This is a genomic window from Nonomuraea sp. NPDC002799, from assembly GCF_053592075.1.
Map to the genome: position 1 here is coordinate 55,542 of NZ_JBSFVA010000035.1, position 16,454 is coordinate 71,995.

The following is a 16,454-nucleotide window of genomic DNA, read 5'->3' on the forward strand; positions in this document are numbered from 1 at the left end:
CCTTCAGGCCAGCTCGTAGACGACGGAGTCCGCGGGCACGCGGACGGGGCGGGCGTTGAGGCACGTCCACCCGCTCTCTTCGAAAACGCTTTCCCATTCGACGAGAGACGGGAGGTAGACGCCCATAAGGTCATGGGCGGTCTCGAACGCCAGCGTGAACACCGGTTTGTCCCGGTCGGGGAGGCCCGTGGTGCGGGCGGTGTCGCCCAGCAGGAAGCGGCGGACATTGGGGAACGCCTCGCGCAGCCGGCGCAGCGAGGTCACGCACCGCTCCCGCGGCCAGAAGTCGTGGCCCATCATGAAGCACGTGAGCACCTCGACCTTCTCCAGCCGCGGATCGGGATCGAGGCCGCGCACGTCGGCCTGGACGAACTCGAACCGGCCGCCGAACCCCTCGGCGGCCACGTTGGCCGCGGCGTCGCGCAGGGCGTCGGGGGCGATGTCGATCCCGACGCCGGTGACGTCGGGGTAGCGGCCCGCGATCTGCGCCAGCCGCCCCCCGCCGCCGCAGCCGAGGTCGGCGACGACGCGGAAGGAGAAGTCGATGGCGTCCATGGCCGCCCAGAACGCCGGGTCGAACGCCTGGCGGTTGATGTCCTTGCAGGCGTGGCTGATGGCCACCGCGTCGCGGCGGTAGAAGTTGCCGTTCCTGCGCTCGTTGCGCACGATGCGCGGCATGCTGCCGAACAGCTCGGCGCAGCCGACGGTCAGCCAGTGGAAGAACGCCTTGTCGCGGTGGACCCCGGCGAGCGCGGGGCCGGCGTGCACGCTGTCCTGGCCGTCGCGCACCGCGACGCCGACCGCGGCGAGCGCCGCGAACATGCTGCGGATCGACGGCAGGTGCAGGTCGTGCCGGAGGCAGAAGGCCGGCACGTCGACCACGCCGCGGTCGTGGAGCTCGTCGAGCGCGCCCACCTCCCAGGCGGCGGCGATCGCGAACCCGGCCACGGTTGCGTTGAAGATGTCGCTGGACTTGGTGGCGTGTGCGTTCATCAGGGCCTCCTCAGGGCTTCACACGATCCGTACGTCGGGGACGTACAAGATCCATTGGCCGCCCGCGTCCCTGAACGCCTGCTCCTTGGCCATGATCTCGTCGGCGTGGTTCCAGGCGAACAGCAGCGCGTAGTCGGGGTGGTGCCGCGCGAACTCCTCCGGCGGCCGGACCGGGATGTGCGTGCCAGGGGTGAGCCGCCCCTGCTTGGCGGGCGTGCTGTCGCAGACGTACGGCACCAGGTCCGGGCCGATCCCGCACAGGTTGGTGACGGTGGCGCTCTTGGCCGTGGCGCCGTAGCCGGCCACCCGCTTGCCCTGGGCCCGCAGGTCCCGCAGCAGGGCCGTCAGGTCGTCGCGGATCCGCAACACGTTCTCGCCGAAGCGGCGCAGGGTGTCCATGTCGCCGAGCCGCCGCGTGTCCTCCTCGGCCAGCAGCTCCGCCACCCCGGGAGCCGGCGTGCGGGCCCCGGCGCGCGCCAGCGTGTAGCGGACCTCGCCGCCGTGCACCGGCAGCCGCTCCACGTCCACCAGCTCCAGCCCGTGCCGGGCGGCCATGGCCTGGACCGAGCGGACGGTGAAGAAGAAGAAGTGCTCGTCGTAGATCTGGTCGAAGGAGGTCCGCTCGACGATGTCCGACAGGTACGGGTCCTCGAAGACGAACACGCCGGTGGGCGCCAGCAGCGCGGCGACGCCGGACAGGACGGACCCGACGTACGGGATGTGGCAGAGGGTGTTGGCCGCGTAGATGACGTCGGCGGGGCCCTCGGCGGCGAGGATCTCCTGGGCGGTCGCCTCTTCGAAGAACGACTTGCGGACCCTGATGCCCTTCGCCGCCGCCACGTCGGCCACGCCCCCGGACGGCTCGACGCCCAGGTGCCGCACGCCCGCCTCGGCCAGCGCCTTGAGCATGACGCCGTCGTTGCAGCCCACCTCCACGACGAAGGGGTCGCCGCCGGTGAGCTCGGTGGTCAGCAGCCGCTTGGCCAGCTCCTCGAAGTGCGTGCGCATGTAGGCCGATCCCGAGGAGTGGTACGGGTACTCCTCGTGGAACATGCGCTCACGCGGAACCTCCTCCATGAGCTGCACCATCGTGCACGACTCGCACAGGCCGGTGGCGAGCCGGTAAAAGAACTCACGCCCCGGGTCGAAGCCGATCGGGAGGAATGCGTCCGATAACGGCTGCCGCCCGAAGTCGAAGAATTCATGAACCGTACCGTCGCAGACGCGGCACCGGGATTTGTTGGGCATACGAGCTCCTGATCGACCGTGGCCTGGAATCTCTGCGCAGCATTTTCGAGGGAGCCCGCGATTGCCGCAAACAATTGACCCCCCTGCGGCTCCCTGAATAGCCGCCCGGCTGTCCCGCCAGCGGGACGGAGCGCCGCATCATCAGGGCCAGGCGCTGGTGCGAGGCGCAACAGGCCGCTAGCTTTCCGACCGAATAATTGGATATCCATGAACGACCACGGCGCCATCGAATGCGGAGGAGAGCGATGATTACTGCCGGGCTCAAGCTGACCAAGAGCGGCGGGGTGGCTCTACTCAGGGACGGCAAGCTCGAGTTCAATATCGAGGTCCAGAAGCTGGATAACAACCCGCGGCACAGCGGCATGCCGAATCTGGAAATCGTGCCGGCATTACTCGCCGCCGGCGGTTACGAGATCGGCGACGTCGGCGAATGGGTGGTGGACGGCTGGGCGGGCGCGCACGCGGGCCGGGTGCTCGGGCTGGACGTGGCGCCGTACGCGGAGGGCCCGGCCCCTGCGGGGGTGCGCGGCACCATGCGCCTGGGCGGCAGGACCGTCGGCTACACGAGCCATCCGCACCTGACCGGGCACCTGGCGGCCGCGTACTGCACGAGCCCCTTCGCCGCCGCCGGCGAGCCGTCCATGGTCCTGGTCTGGGACGGCGACTCCTTCCCCCGGCTCTACCGCGTGGGCGCGGACGGGCGGGCCGAGCCGGGCGGCGCGCTGTTCCCGCTGATCGGCGACGTCTACGCGCTGGCCTTCGAGTACTTCGGTCCGGCTCCGCGGCAGGGCGGCGACGGCGCCCCCGACCCGCTGGCGGCCGGCAACCTCATGTCCTACCTCGCGCTGGGCGCGGCCAAGGACGAGATCCAGGGGGTGCTGCGCGAGCTGTTCGACGAGCACTTCACCGGAGGCGGAGAACGGGCGGCGGCGTACCGGCGGTCCATCGTGGGCTGCGGCGGCTCGGCCGAGCCGTCCCACCGCCACGCCCGCGCCTGCCTGGCCGGGCTGCGCGAGCGGACCATCCGGATGGGCGTGGGCGACGCCGACGTGCTGGCGAGCCTGCACGCCTTCGTCGAGCGGCTCCTGCTGGAGCGGCTCGTCGCCCGCGTGCGGGAGTGGCAGGGCGACGAGCCCTTCAACCTGTGCTTCGCCGGCGGCTGCGCGCTCAACATCAAGTGGAACTCGGCCCTGCGGGCGGAGCCGGCGATCCGCGAGATGTGGGTGCCGCCCTTCCCCGACGACTCCGGCTCGGCCATCGGCGCGGCGGCGGCGCACCTGGGGCGGGCGGACGGGCTGCGGCCCATCGAATGGAGCCTGCGGCTCGGCCCCGCGCTGACCCGCCACCCCCACCTGCCGGACGACTGGACGTTGTCGCCCTGCCGGCCCGAGGAGCTGGCCAGGCTCCTGCACGTCACCGGCAGGCCGGCGGTCGTGCTCAGCGGGCGGGCCAAGCTCGGCCCGCGCGCGCTGGGCTCGCGCAGCGTCCTGGCTCCCGCGGTACGGCCCGCGACGCGGCGGGTGCTCAACGCCCTGAAGCAGCGCGACGAGCGCCGGCCGGTCACGCCGATCTGCCTGGCCGACCGGGCCCAGGACGTCTTCGATCCGGGGACGCCCGATCCGTACATGCTGTACGAGCACCGCATCCGCCCGGAGTGGGTGGACCGCATCCCCGCGATCCAGCACCTCGACGGCACCGCGCGCCTGCAGACGGTCACGGCGGACGACGACCCGGTGCTGACCACGATCCTGCGCGAGTACGCCAAGTGGAGCGGCATCCCGGTGTTGTGCAGCACGAGCGCCGGCCCGAGCGGCGACGGTTTCTTCCCCGACGTCGCCTCCGCCATGCGGTGGGGCCGCGTCGAGGTGATCTGGAGTGACGGCGTCCTGTACCGAAGGAGGTCCCGGTGAACCGGGAACAGCGCGTGATGGTGATCTCGCTGCAGAAGAGCGGGACCCACCTGATGCAGGAGCTCATGCTGGAGCTGGGTTACAAGATGGTGGGCGTGCCGCGCCCCGCGCCGCACACCACGCCCCGCTTCGACGAGGAGCGGAGCCTGGCCATCGGCGCCCAGGTGCTGTCCAAGGTCGACTACGACGAGTTCGCCGGGCTGCGCGGCACGGAGGCGTTCGAGGAACGGGCGCGCGAGGTGTGGGCGGCCATGATGTGGCACTGGCAGCGCCAGCTCGGCCAGCGGGTGGTCAACCGCTACGGGCGCACCAGATACGAGTACGCCGAGCAGATCGTCACCAACCCGCACCTGTCCTACAGCCGCTTCGCCGACACCCCGCCGGGGTTGTGCTGGGTCTTCCACGAGCTGGACATCGAGCGGGTGGACGGCACGTTCCTCAGCGAGTGGGTGGACGGCGGCAGCCCGCCGATCATCTTCAACTACCGCGACCCGCGCGACGCCGTCATCTCGATGATCAACTTTCTGGAGGGGCGGACGAAGGAGGGGTACGGCAACTTCTTCGAGGCCGACATCTTCAGCGCCATCCTGCGCAGCAAGCCCACCTGGGAAGAGAAGATCGACCACGCGCTGCGTGACAAGTCGTTCCTCGGCCGCGACCAGTTCGAGAAGGCGCTCTGGCTGCTCAACCATCCCCAGGTGTGCAAGGTCCGCTACGAGGACCTGGTGGGGCCGGAGGGCGGCGGTTCGCGCGAGCGCCAGCTCGGCGCGGTCAACCGGGTGCTGCGCCACCTCGGCTCGGGGCGCGACGCCGAGGAGGTCGCCGGCAAGGTCTACAACCCGGACGCGTGGAGCTTCTACAAGGGACGCAGCGGCGGCTGGCCCGAGCGGTTCACCGAGCGGAACCTGGCCAGGTTCACCGAGCAGTTCGGCGACCTCATCCAGCAGTACGGTTACGAGTGACGAACCCGGGCTCGGGGCGAGACAGTCATAGCGCGGGCCCGGGGCGAGACGATCATCGCGCGGGGCGCCTGGCGAGACGGTCACCGCGCGGGGCGCCTGGCGGCGACGGAAGTCGGCTTCCTCACGACTTTGGTAGCGACCTTCTCCGCCGGGGCCGTCCGGCTGCCCGAGGGGCGCTTAGGCTACCGTCCGATGGACGAATCCGCAGCCGTGCGCAAGCCCCGCCGCAGCCTTCGCGACTGGACCGCCGACACCGTCCTGTTCCTGTTCGCGGCGGCGCTCGGGGTGATGACCGCGGCCGAGCGGCTGGGCATGGCGGATCCGGTGCAGCCGGTGCTGTTCGGGCTGGACCAGGTCGTCGGCGTGCTGGGCTGCGTCGCCCTGTGGGCGCGCAAGCGGTGGCCGGTCGAGCTGGCCGTGGCCCTGGTCGCGCTCTCGGCGATCTCCGAGCTGGTCGGCGGCGCGATGCTGGTGGCGCTGTTCACGGTGGCGGTGCACCGGTCGGCCAGGACCACGATGGCGATCTTCGGGTTGAGCATGCTCACCGCGCTCGTCTTCGCCGTGCTCAGGCAGGGCGACGACGCCTCGCGCGAGACCCTGTTCCTGCTGGCGGCCGCCACCCAGAGCGCGGCCGCCGGCTGGGGCATGCTCGTCCACCATCGCCGCCGCCTGCTGGACTCGCTGAAGGAGAGCGCGGCCAGAGCCGAGGCCGAGGCCCAGCAGCGCGTCCGCGAGGCGATCGCCCGGGAGATCCACGACGTGCTGGGCCACCGGTTGTCGCTGCTCAGCGTGCACGCGGGCGCGCTGGAGTTCCATCCCGACGCCTCGCGCGAGGACATCGCCCGGGCGGCCGAGGTGATCAGGCGGAGCGCCCATGAGGCGCTGCAGGATCTGCGCGAGGTCATCGGGGTGCTCCGGGCCCCCGTCGCGGAGCTCTCCCAGCCGTCGCTGAACGGGCTGGCGGAGCTCGCCGCCGAATCGCGGCGGGCGGGCATGACCGTGCACCTCGACGTGGAACTCGACGGCGCCGTCACCGGCCGCGCCGGGCACACCGCCTACCGGATCGTCCAGGAGGGCCTGACGAACGCCCGCAAGCACGCGCCGGGTGCGGAGGTGTGGGTGCGGGTGTCGGGCACGCCGGGCGAGTGGCTGTCGGTCGAGGTCCGCAACTCGGCCCCCACCGCACCCACCGCACCCGCTACCGCCGAACCGGCCACACCTGCTGCCGCATCCACTACTACCGCTGCCGAACCGGCCACACCCGCCGCCGAATCGGCCGCATCCGCTGCCGCGTCCACCGCGTCCACCGCGTCCACCGCGTCCGCCGCGCGGCCCGAGGGGGCCGGGCAGGGGCTGGTCGGGCTGGCCGAGCGTGTGCGGCTGACGGGGGGACGACTGCGGCACGGGCCGGACACCCCGGACGGCCGCGAGGGTGGTTGGCGCCTGTCGGCCTGGTTACCCTGGCCCGTATGATCTCCCCCGAACCGCAGGTCGGTGTGCTCATCGTCGACGACGACCCCCTCGTGCGCGCCGGGCTGGCGATGATGCTGAGCGGCGCCCCCGACCTCAAGGTCGTCGCCGAGGCCGGCGACGGGCGTGAGGCGCTGGCCCTGGCCGCCCTCCATCGGCCCGACGTGGTCCTGATGGACATCAGGATGCCGATCATGGACGGGCTCACCGCGACCAAGGAGCTGCGCGCCGTCCCCGGCGCGCCGGAGGTCATCGTCCTGACCACGTTCGACGCCGACGACCATGTCGTGCGCGCCCTGCGCGCGGGCGCGGCCGGCTACCTGCTCAAGGACACCCCGCCGGCCGAGATCGTGGCTGCGGTACGCCAGGTCAAGGCGGGCAACCCGGTGCTCTCACCCGCCGTGACGCGGCGGCTGCTGGCCCGGGTCGCCGACTCGCGCGCGGACGAGCGCCGCACCCGGGCCAGGGACCGGCTCGCCCGGCTGGTCGACAGGGAACGGCAGGTCGCCCTCGCGGTCGGGCACGGGCTGTCCAACGCCGAGATCGCCGGCCGGCTCCACCTGAGCCTGCCCACGGTGAAGACGCACGTGTCGGCCATCCTCACCAAGTGCGATCTCAACAACCGCGTCCAGATCGCGCTGCTCGTCCACGACGCCGGCCTGCTCGACCAGCAGTAAGCCGCCCTGATCCCGGAAACAGCGCTCAGCCGCCGCGCTTGGGCTTCCACCAGGACGGATTGTCCTCGTACCAGCGGACGGTCGCGGCCAGGCCCTCGCCGAACCCGGTCAGCGGCCGGTAGCCGAGCGCGCGCAGCTTGGCGTCGTCGAGGGAGTAGCGGCGGTCGTGCCCCTTGCGGTCGGGCACCCGCTCGACCATGTCCCAGCCGGCGCCCACCGCCTCCAGCAGGCGTCCGGTCAGCTCCACGTTGCTCAGCTCGGCGGTGCCCGCGACGTGGTAGACCTCGCCGGGCTCGCCGCGCTCGGCGACCAGGCGGATGGCGCGGCAGTGGTCGTCGACGTGGATCCAGTCGCGGACGTTGCCGCCGTCGCCGTACAGGGGGACCTTCCTGCCTTCGAGGAGGTTGGTGACGAACAGCGGGATGACCTTCTCCGGGTACTGGCGCGGGCCGTAGTTGTTGCCGCACCTGGTGATGAGGACCGGCAGGCCGTGGGTGACGGCGTACGCCCTGGCGATCAGGTCTCCGCCGGCCTTCGCGGCCGCGTACGGCGAACGCGGCGCGAGCGGCGCGTCCTCGGTCCACGAGCCGGTGTCGATGGTGCCGTACACCTCGTCGGTGGAGACGTGCACGATGCGCGGGATGCCCGCGTCGAGGCAGGCGCGCATCAGCGTCTCGGTGCCGAGCACGTTCGTCCGGACGAACTCGGCGGCCCCCTCGATCGAGCGGTCCACGTGTGACTCGGCCGCGAAGTTGACCACCAGGTCGTGCCCGGGCACCACGCCGGCCAGGAGGGCGGCGTCGCAGATGTCGCCGTGGACGAAGTCGTGCGGCACTCCGTCCAGGTTGGCCGGGTCCGCCGCGTACGTGAGGCGGTCCAGCACGGTGACCCGCGCCTCGCGCGCGGTGCGGACGAAGTGCGAGCCGATGAACCCGGCTCCGCCGGTGACGAGGACTCTCATGAGCGGACTTCCACCTCTCGCTTGCGACTGAAGGGGAACTCAGCCGGCCAGGCACCATTCCAGCACCGCCATCGCACTGTGCAGTTTGGTGCGGGCCTGGTCGAAGGCGATGCTCGCGGGGCCGTCCAGCACGCCCGCGCTCACCTCCTCGCCGCGGTGCGCCGGCAGGTCGTGCATGAAGCAGGCGTCCGGATAGCGGCCCATCAGGCCGCCGTCCACCCGGAACGGCGCGAACGTCGTCCGCCAGTCCGGGTCGGGCTTGGTCGTGCCGGTGGTCTGCCAGCGGGTCGTGTAGACGACGTCCACCCCCACGGGCAGCCCGGCCATGTCGTGGCGCTCGCGCACACGCCCGCCGGACCGCTCCGCCAGCGCCTGGGCCTCGGCGAGCACGGCGGGGGCGAGCCCGTACCCGGGGGGCGTGCGGAAGTCCAGCTCGACGCCCCGGAAGCGGGGCAGCGCCAGGGCCAGCGCGACCGCGGTGTTGTTGCCCTCGCCGACGTACAGCACCCGCAGCTCCTTGATCCGCCCGAACCTGGCCGCCATGGTCGTGAGGTCGGCCAGGGCCTGCGTGGGGTGCTCGTCGGCGCTCATGGCGTTGACGACGGCCGGGCAGTGGGCGGCGAAGGCGCGCATCTCCGCGGGCGGCCCGGCTGTGCGGATCACCAGGCCGTCCAGCATGGACCCGAGCACGCGGGCGGTGTCGTCCAGCGACTCGCCGGTGTTGAGCTGCAGGTCGTTCGGCCCGTACGCGATCACCTGCGCGCCGAGCCGCAGCGCGCCCGCCGTGAACGACGTGCGTGTCCTGGTGGAGGTCTTGGTGAAGAGCACGCCGAGCGTCCGCCCGGCGAGCACCGGTCCGGCCGAGGCGGGGTCGGCGGCGATCCGGGCACCGCGGTCGACGATGTGCTCGATGTCGGCGTCGGCCAGGTCGCGCAACGAGATGACGTGACGGGCGGGCATGTTCACTCCTCGATGATCGAGGCCATCGTGGCCGCGAGCGCGGACACGTGGGGCGGGCGCAGCGCGCCCCGGTGGTCACCGGACGTCAGGTGCACGCGCACCTCGGCGGCGAGCCGCCCCCACTGCTCCAGGTAGTCGTCGAAGCGCTGGGTCAGGACGCCGTCCAGGCCGCCGGACGCCAGCTCCTCGCTCAGGATCAGCTCGATCCGGCCGGGGTGGCGGGGGAAGCGATAGTGCAGGCGCACCTCCAGCAGCTCCCGCCAGGCCCGCAGCCGGTGCACCCAGGCGTCGTCGAGATCCTCCTCCTCGAACACGACGTCGCCGTCGTCCACGACGCCGCGCAACAGCTCCACCAGCTCGGTCCGGGCCGAGCGCAGCCGCCGCTCGTCGGCGCCGTCCCGCAGGAACGCGAACAGGCCCTCGGCCCGGCGGAAGAGCTCGACGTTGGCGAGCAGGGCGGCGTTGTCGCGCAGCGAGGTGTCGACGACCGGGTCGACGAGGATCAGCCGGGCCCGCTCGCCGGCCGCGGTGAGCCGCCGCACCATCTCCCAGGCGATGCCGCTGGAGCCGCACCAGCCGACGACGTGGTACGGGCCTTCCGGGCGGGCCGCGCGCAGCTCATCGACGTACATGCGGGCGATCTCGGCCACGCTGCCGGCCGGGCCGTGGTCGCCGTGCAGGCCCGGCCACTCGAAGGCGGCGAGCGGACGGCCGGGGGCGAGCGCGTCGGCGAGGTCGAGGTACCAGCGGGCGCTGCCGCCGCCGGGGTGCACGCAGAACAGCGGCGTCCCCTGGCCCTCCGCGCCCAGCCACAACAGGGCGGGCGGCCGGGCCGCGGGCGCCACGCCGCGCTCGGCCGCGGTCGCCAGGCCGCGGACCGTGCGCCGCGCCAGGAACTCGCGGAAGGTGAGGTGGACCCCGTGCTCCTTGCGCAGCCGGGAGATGATGCGCAGCGTGAGCAGCGAGTGGCCGCCGAGCGCGAAGAAGTCGTCGTCGCGGCCCACCTTCTCGATGCCGAGCGCGTCGGCCCAGACGGCGGCGATGAGCGTCTCGGTCTCGCCCTCCGGCGGCGCGTACGGCGTGGTCACCTCCGGGCGCAGCCCCGCGGGCACGGGGAGCGCCGCACGATCGACCTTGCCGTTCGGCAGGCGGGGGAAGGACTCCATGGCGACGAAGCGCGTGGGCACCATGTGGGCGGGCAGGCCGCGCTCGGCATGCGCGCGCAGGTCGCCCAGGTCGGCGCGGCCGATGACGTACGCGGCCAGCTGCCGCTCCCCCTGCGGTCCCGGCACCGGATGCGCGACCACGGCGGTCACCTCCGGATGAGCGGCCAGGGCGTCCTCGATCTCGCCGAGCTCGACACGGAACCCACGGATCTTGAGCTGGTGGTCGCGCCGGCCGAGGATCTCGATGCCGCCGTCGGGGGTGCGCCGGCCGATGTCGCCGGTCGCGTACAGGCGTCCGCCGGGGACGTCGCCGTGCGGATCGGGCAGGAACGACCGGGCGGTGGCGCCCGGCCGGCCGAGGTAGCCCGCGGCCAGGCCGTCGCCGCCGGCGTAGATCTGCCCGGGCACGCCGAAGGGGACGGGCTCCATCCGGTCGTCGAGCAGGTACGTCGTGGTGTTGGCCGCCTGCACCCAGGCGCGCGGGCCGGACAGGCGGGTGCCGAAGCAGAAGACGGTCGCCTCGCTGGGGCCGTAGTTGTTCCACACCTCGGCCTCGGTGGCGCACAGGGCGCGGACGAGCTCGGCGTTGACGGCCTCGCCGCCGGACAGCAGCCGGAACCCGCGCGGCGGCCGCCAGCCGCGTTCGATGAGCATCCGCCAGGTCGTGGGCGAGGCCTGCATGAAGCGGGCGCCGCTGTCGCCCAGCAGGGCGGCCAGCGACTGCGGGTCCCGGGCGAAGTCCTCCCCGGCGAGCACGAGCCGGCCGCCGCCCACGAGGGCGGTGAAGACGGCCAGCTGGGCCACGTCGGTCACCATCGGCACCACCAGCGCCACGGCGTCCCGCTCGGTCAGCCGCAGGTTGCGGCGCATGGACGCCACCCGGTCGGCGAGCGCGCGGTGCCGGGCCATGACGCCCTTGGGCCGCCCGGTGGACCCCGAGGTGTGCACGACGTAGGCGATCTCGTCCGGATGCACGGCCGCCCGGAGACCGACGGGCTGCCCGGCCCCGGGCAAGTCAGGCAGGTCGGGCAGGTCGGGCATCAGGATCGGGGGTGCGTCGACGGGCAGTGCGGCGGCCGTCGCGGCCGTCGTGACGACGGCGCGGGCGCCGGTCCCGGCCAGCATCGCGGCCACCCGCGCGATGGGATACCCCGGATCGATCGGCGCGTAGGCCGCGCCCGCCTTCAGGACGCCGAGCAGGACCGCGATCGCCTCGCAGTCGCGGGGCAGGCACAGGGCGACGAGGTCGCCCCGCCGCACCCCGGCCGCGCGCAGCCGCCCGGCCCAGGCCCGCGCCCGCTCCTCCAGCTCCCCGTACGTCATGCGTTCCGGCCCGCACTCGACCGCCACCGCGTCCGGCGCGGCGGCGGCCCGCGCGGCGACCTCCTCGTGCACCATGCGGCCCGGCACGGGCGCGGCGGTGTCGTTCCCCTGGGCCAGCAGGCGGGCGCGCTCGCCGGGCGGCAGCAGCGGCCCGCGCGCCGGGCCGTCGAAGTCCGCGGCCATCAGCGTCAGCGCCCGCCGGTACATCCGGCCGAGCAGCTCGGCGTGGCCGTGGCCCACCCAGGCGGACTGCGCCATGATCAGCAGCGCGCCGCCCTGCGTCGAGACGGCCAGCGGGAACTCGTTCGGGCTGACGTCGGTGCTGCCCGCCGTGTCCACCATCTCCCGGTCGAGCACGTGGAAGTCGAGGTAGTTGAAGGCCACGTTGATCAGCCGTTCGCCGTCGCCCTGCTCGCGCTGCATCTCCGGCAGGGGGAAGCGGCGGTGCGGCCACAGCTCCACCTCCTCCTCGAACACGGCCCGCACCAGGTCGCGCCAGGTGCCCGCGGCGGCGGGCGCGACGAAGGGCACCGGGTTGAGGAACATGCCGCGTACCTGGTCGCCGCCCTCGGCCTCGGTCCGGCCGTTGCACACGAGCCCGCAGTGGAAGCTCTCGGAGTCGGTGAGCGTGCGCCACACCGCCAGGTGCGCGGCGAGCAGCACGCTCTTCAGCGACGCGCCCGCGGCGGCGGCCAGCGCCCGCAGCGGCTCGACCAGGTCGCGGTAGGGCACGGACACCGAGTACTGGGCGGGGCCGCCGGGATCGGCCCAGGCCGGCGGGATGGTGAGCCGGTCCGCGCCCGCCAGCCGCCCCTGCCAGAAGGCCCGGTCGGCGGGATCGGCGAGGCTCCTGCGCTCCTCGGCGATGAAGTCGGCGTAGCGGACCGCGCCGGCCTCGGGGGACGGGAGCGGGCCGCCCGCGCGGGCCGCGCGGTACCCGGCGAGCAACTCGGTGACCAGGGAGTTGTGGCTCCACCCGTCGAGGATGGCGTGGAACTCGGTCAGCGACAGGTACCAGCGGTCATCGGCGACCTGGTGCGCGTGCACGCGGATGAGCGGCGCCGTGTCGAGCGCGAACACCCGCGCGCGCTCACGCTCGCGGAACGCCTCCATGCGCTCGTCCTGCTCGGCCGCCGTCGACGCCCGCAGGTCCTGGTGGCCGAGCTCGGCGGTGGCCTGGCGGTGCACGAGCTGCAGCGGCTCCGCGTAGGAGCCGAGGTCGAAGGACGTGCGCAGGATCTCGTGCCGGGCGACCAGCGCGTCGATCGCGGCGGACAGCGCCGCCGCGGAGAAGGGGCCGCCGTCGCGGATCAGGTAGCTGGTGACGTTGTGGTACGGCCGGGCGCCGGGGTCGGCCAGCAGCTCGTACGCCATGCCGGCCTGGACCTGGGCCATCGGGTAGGCGTCCAGCAGGCCGGCCGGCAACTTCGCCCGGTCTTCCTGGCCGATCAGGGCGAACGGCGCTACCGGCACGTACCCGCTGCCCGTACCCGCGCCGAGTCTGGCCAGGTCGGCCACGCTCTGGTTGGTGAACAGGTCGCGCACCGAGACGTCGAAGCCGTTCGTGCGCAACAGGCCCACCAGCCGGACCGCGACGATCGAGTCGCCGCCGAGCTGGAAGAAGTTGTCGTCCACGCCGACGTCCTCGACGCCCAGCGCCTGGCTCCAGAGGCCGGCGATCGCCTCCTCGGCAGGAGTACGCGGGGCGGTGCGGGCGGACGGGCGGCCGCCGGGCGCGGGCAACGCGCGTACGTCGACCTTGCCGCTCGTGGTCAGCGGCAGCTCGGGCACGATCACGAACGCGGCCGGAACCATGTAGCCGGGCAGGTGCTCGATCGCGTAGCGGCGCAGGTCCACCTCGTCCAGGCGGCCTGCGGCGGCCGGGACGGCGTAGGCGACCAGCCGCCGCTCACCCGGGGCCGCCTCGGCGGCCACGACCACCGCCGCGTCCACCCCTGGATGCCCGGCCAGGCAGGCCCGCACCTCGCCGAGCTCGATCCGGAAGCCCCTGATCTTCACCTGGTCGTCGAACCTGCCGAGGAAGGCCACCTCGCCGCCAGGCAGCACGTACGCCTTGTCGCCCGTGCGGTACAGCCGCGCCCCAGGGCCGCCGAAGGGATCCGGCACGAAGGGATCCGGCACGAAGGGATCCGGCACGAAGGGATCCGGCACGAAGGGATCCGGCACGAAGCGCTCGGCGGTCAGCGCCGGCCGGCCCAGGTAGCCGCGGGCGACGCCGGCGCCGCCGACGTACAGCTCGCCGGGGACGCCGGCCGGAACCGGGCGCATGCGCTCGTCGAGCACGTACAGGGCGAGGTCGGCGATGGGGCGGCCGATGGGGCTGTGCCGCGCGGCCAGGTCGGCCACGCCGAGCGGGCGGCAGGTCACGTGCACGGTGGTCTCGGTGATGCCGTACATGTTCACCAGGCGCGGCCGCGTCTCCCCGAACCGGTCCCACCAGGGGCGCAGCAGGGCCACGTCGAGCGCCTCGCCACCGAAGATCACCAGGCGGAGGCGCAGGCCGTCGAGGACGGCCTCGCCGCGCTGGGCCAGCTCGACCAGGGACCGGAAGGCCGACGGCGTCTGGTTGAGCACCGTGACGCCCTCGCCGGCCAGCAGGGCGGCCAGGTCCCAGGGCGAGCGGGAGGTCTCGTAGGGCACCAGGACCAGCCGCCCGCCGTGCAGGAGCGGGCCCCAGATCTCCCAGACGGAGAAGTCGAAGGCGAAGGAGTGGAAGAGCGCCCACACGTCGCCGGAGCCGAAGCCGAAGTCGTCCTCGGTGGCGGTGAAGAGGCGGGCCACGTTGGCATGGGTGACGTGGACGCCCTTGGGCCGGCCGGTCGAGCCCGAGGTGTAGATCACGTAGGCGAGGTTGCCGGGGGCCACGGCGGTGCGGGGGCACACGTCCGGCCGGGCCGCGAGATCGGCCCGTTCGGCGGGGTCGTCGAGGACGATCGGGCGCAGTCCGGCGTCCGCCTCTTCCAGCCGGCCGGTCAGGGCGCGCTCGGTGACGACCAGGCGGGCGCCGGCGTCGCGGAGGAGGAAGCCGAGGCGTTCGGCCGGCTGGTCAGGGTCGAGCGGCAGGTAGGCGGCGCCCGCCTTGAGCACGGCCAGCAGGGCGACGATCAGGTCGGGGCCGCGGGAGAGGCAGATGCCGACCAGGTCCTCGGGGCCCGCGCCGTCCGCACGCAGGCGGTGCGCCAGCCTGTTCGCGCGCGCGTCCAGCTCGGCGTAGGTGAGGTGCTCGCCGCCGGAGGTGACCGCGATGGCGGCGGGCGCCCGCCGTACCTGATCGGCGAAGCGCTCGTGCAGGCACGGGCCGGCGGGCGCGGTGGCGACCGGCGGGCGGACCAGGTCCGTCAGCTCGGCGGCGCTCAGCAGGGGCAGCTCGCCGATCCTGCGCTCGGGGGCGGCGACCGCCGCCCCGAGCAGGCGGACGTAGTGCTCGCTCAGGCGCCGCACGGTGCCGGCGTCGAACAGCGCGTCGGGGAACGTCACCTCGCCGGCGACCGATCCGTCCGGCTGCTCCTCCAGCGTCCAGCTCATGTCGAACTTGGCCTGACTGGACGGGACCGGCATCAGCTCGCCCGCCACCTGACCGGCGCGGAAGCCGGCCGGCTCGTAGGTCTGCACCGCGAAGCTGACCCCGAACAGCGGGTTCGCGGCCAGGTCGCGGCCGACGCCGAGGCGGTCGGCGATCCGCTGGAACGGCACGTCCTGGTGGCTGTAGGCGTCCAGCGCCACCTCGCGCGCGCGGCCGAGCAGCTCGGTGAACGCCGGGTCGCCCGACAGGTCGGCGCGCAGCACGATCATGTTGGCGAAGTAGCCGATCAGCTCCTGGCTCTCGGCCGTCGTCCGCCCGGCGATGGGCGAGCCGACGGCGAAGTCGCGCCGGCCGGTGTGGCGGTGCAGCAGCGACCAGAACGCCGTCAGGTAGACCATGAACGGCGTCGCCCGGTGCGCGCGGGCCAGCGCGGTCACCCGGTCGCGCACGCCGGCCGGGACGCGGAAGGTCACGGTGCGGCCGCCGGGCTGCCAGACGGCGGGGCGCGGCCGGTCGGTGCGCAGTTCCAGCGGGGGCAGGTCGCGCAGCCGGTCGGCCCAGTGGGCGACGCCCGGCTCCAGCCGCTCCGCCGGCAGCTCGCGGCGCTGCCAGGCGGCGTGGTCGGCGTACTGCAGGGCGGGCGGTGGCGGGCGTTCCCCGGCGCAGAGCGCGGCGAGCTCGCGGACCAGCAGGCCGATGGCCCAGCCGTCCATCGCGATGTGGTGGGCCACGATCAGCAGCAGGTGCTCGTCCCCGGTCAGGCGGACCAGCCGGGCGCGCAGGACCGGACCGGCCGCCAGGTCGATCGGGCGGGTGGTCTCCGCGTGCAGCAGCGCCTCCAGCGCGCCGGGTCCGGCGTCCGCGAGGTCGTCGCGGGCCAGGTCCACCGGGGCGGGCGGGTCGATGACCTGGACCGGCTCGCCGTCGGGGCCGGCGGCGTAGCGGGTGCGCAGGATCTCGTGCCGGCGTACGAGCTCGTCGAGCGCCCCGGGCAGGTCCAGGCCCGACAGGTCGCCACGCAGCCGGAGCGCGATGGGCACCAGATAGTCGGCCCCGCCGGGCCGGAGCTGATCGAGGACCCACAGCCCGCTCTGCGCCGCCGACAGCGGCAGCGGGCCGTCGCGGTCGGCGGGCGCGATCGCGGGCACGCGCGTGGCGGGACCCGGCGGCCGCTGCCGCAGGCGCTCGTGCAGCAGCCGCGCACCGGCGCTCATCCCCTGGTCCGTCACGTCCATGCTCC

The 16,454-nt window shown here is 73.6% G+C and carries 9 protein-coding genes; 4 read left to right on the forward strand and 5 right to left on the reverse strand.

Going from position 1 to position 16,454, the window contains the following annotated elements:
- Positions 1-3: 3 nt before the first annotated feature.
- Both ACWD0F_RS41295 and ACWD0F_RS41300 read right to left on the reverse strand, forming a co-directional pair.
- Positions 4-993, reverse strand: a complete 990-nt coding sequence (locus tag ACWD0F_RS41295) for a class I SAM-dependent methyltransferase (RefSeq protein WP_449886749.1) — start codon at positions 991-993, stop codon at positions 4-6.
- A gap of 18 nt (positions 994-1,011) precedes the next feature.
- On the reverse strand, positions 1,012-2,241 hold the full coding sequence (locus ACWD0F_RS41300; RefSeq protein ID WP_449886752.1) for a methyltransferase domain-containing protein: 1,230 nt from the start codon (positions 2,239-2,241) through the stop codon (positions 1,012-1,014).
- A 245-nt stretch (positions 2,242-2,486) separates the two neighbouring features.
- On the opposite strand from ACWD0F_RS41300, the gene ACWD0F_RS41305 reads away from it, so the two are divergent.
- The 4 genes from ACWD0F_RS41305 (at position 2,487) to ACWD0F_RS41320 (ending at position 7,260) form a co-directional block, all read left to right on the forward strand.
- Positions 2,487-4,151: a carbamoyltransferase N-terminal domain-containing protein gene (locus tag ACWD0F_RS41305; RefSeq protein WP_449886754.1), complete on the forward strand. Its 1,665-nt coding sequence runs from the start codon at positions 2,487-2,489 to the stop codon at positions 4,149-4,151.
- Complete coding sequence (locus ACWD0F_RS41310; protein WP_449886756.1) at positions 4,148-5,113, forward strand: hypothetical protein; 966 nt, start codon at positions 4,148-4,150, stop codon at positions 5,111-5,113. Before ACWD0F_RS41305 ends, ACWD0F_RS41310 begins: the two co-directional genes overlap by 4 nt.
- 192 nt (positions 5,114-5,305) lie before the next feature.
- The gene (locus ACWD0F_RS41315) at positions 5,306-6,586 is read left to right on the forward strand and encodes a sensor histidine kinase (RefSeq protein ID WP_449886759.1); all 1,281 of its coding nucleotides are present in this window, start codon (positions 5,306-5,308) and stop codon (positions 6,584-6,586) included.
- Entirely contained in the window at positions 6,583-7,260 is a 678-nt protein-coding gene (locus ACWD0F_RS41320) for a response regulator (protein ID WP_449886762.1), read from the forward strand. The genes ACWD0F_RS41315 and ACWD0F_RS41320 overlap by 4 nt, the downstream gene beginning before the upstream one ends.
- 25 nt (positions 7,261-7,285) lie before the next feature.
- On the opposite strand, the gene rfbB is transcribed toward ACWD0F_RS41320, so the two are convergent.
- The 3 genes from rfbB to ACWD0F_RS41335 are packed head-to-tail and all read right to left on the reverse strand — an operon-like array spanning position 7,286 to position 16,449.
- The gene (gene rfbB, locus ACWD0F_RS41325) at positions 7,286-8,221 is read right to left on the reverse strand and encodes a dTDP-glucose 4,6-dehydratase (RefSeq protein ID WP_449886766.1); all 936 of its coding nucleotides are present in this window, start codon (positions 8,219-8,221) and stop codon (positions 7,286-7,288) included.
- A gap of 39 nt (positions 8,222-8,260) precedes the next feature.
- Positions 8,261-9,181: an ornithine carbamoyltransferase gene (locus tag ACWD0F_RS41330; protein ID WP_449886768.1), complete on the reverse strand. Its 921-nt coding sequence runs from the start codon at positions 9,179-9,181 to the stop codon at positions 8,261-8,263.
- 2 nt (positions 9,182-9,183) lie between these two features.
- Complete coding sequence (locus ACWD0F_RS41335) at positions 9,184-16,449, reverse strand: amino acid adenylation domain-containing protein (protein ID WP_449886770.1); 7,266 nt, start codon at positions 16,447-16,449, stop codon at positions 9,184-9,186.
- Between the last annotated feature and the right edge of the window lie 5 nt (positions 16,450-16,454).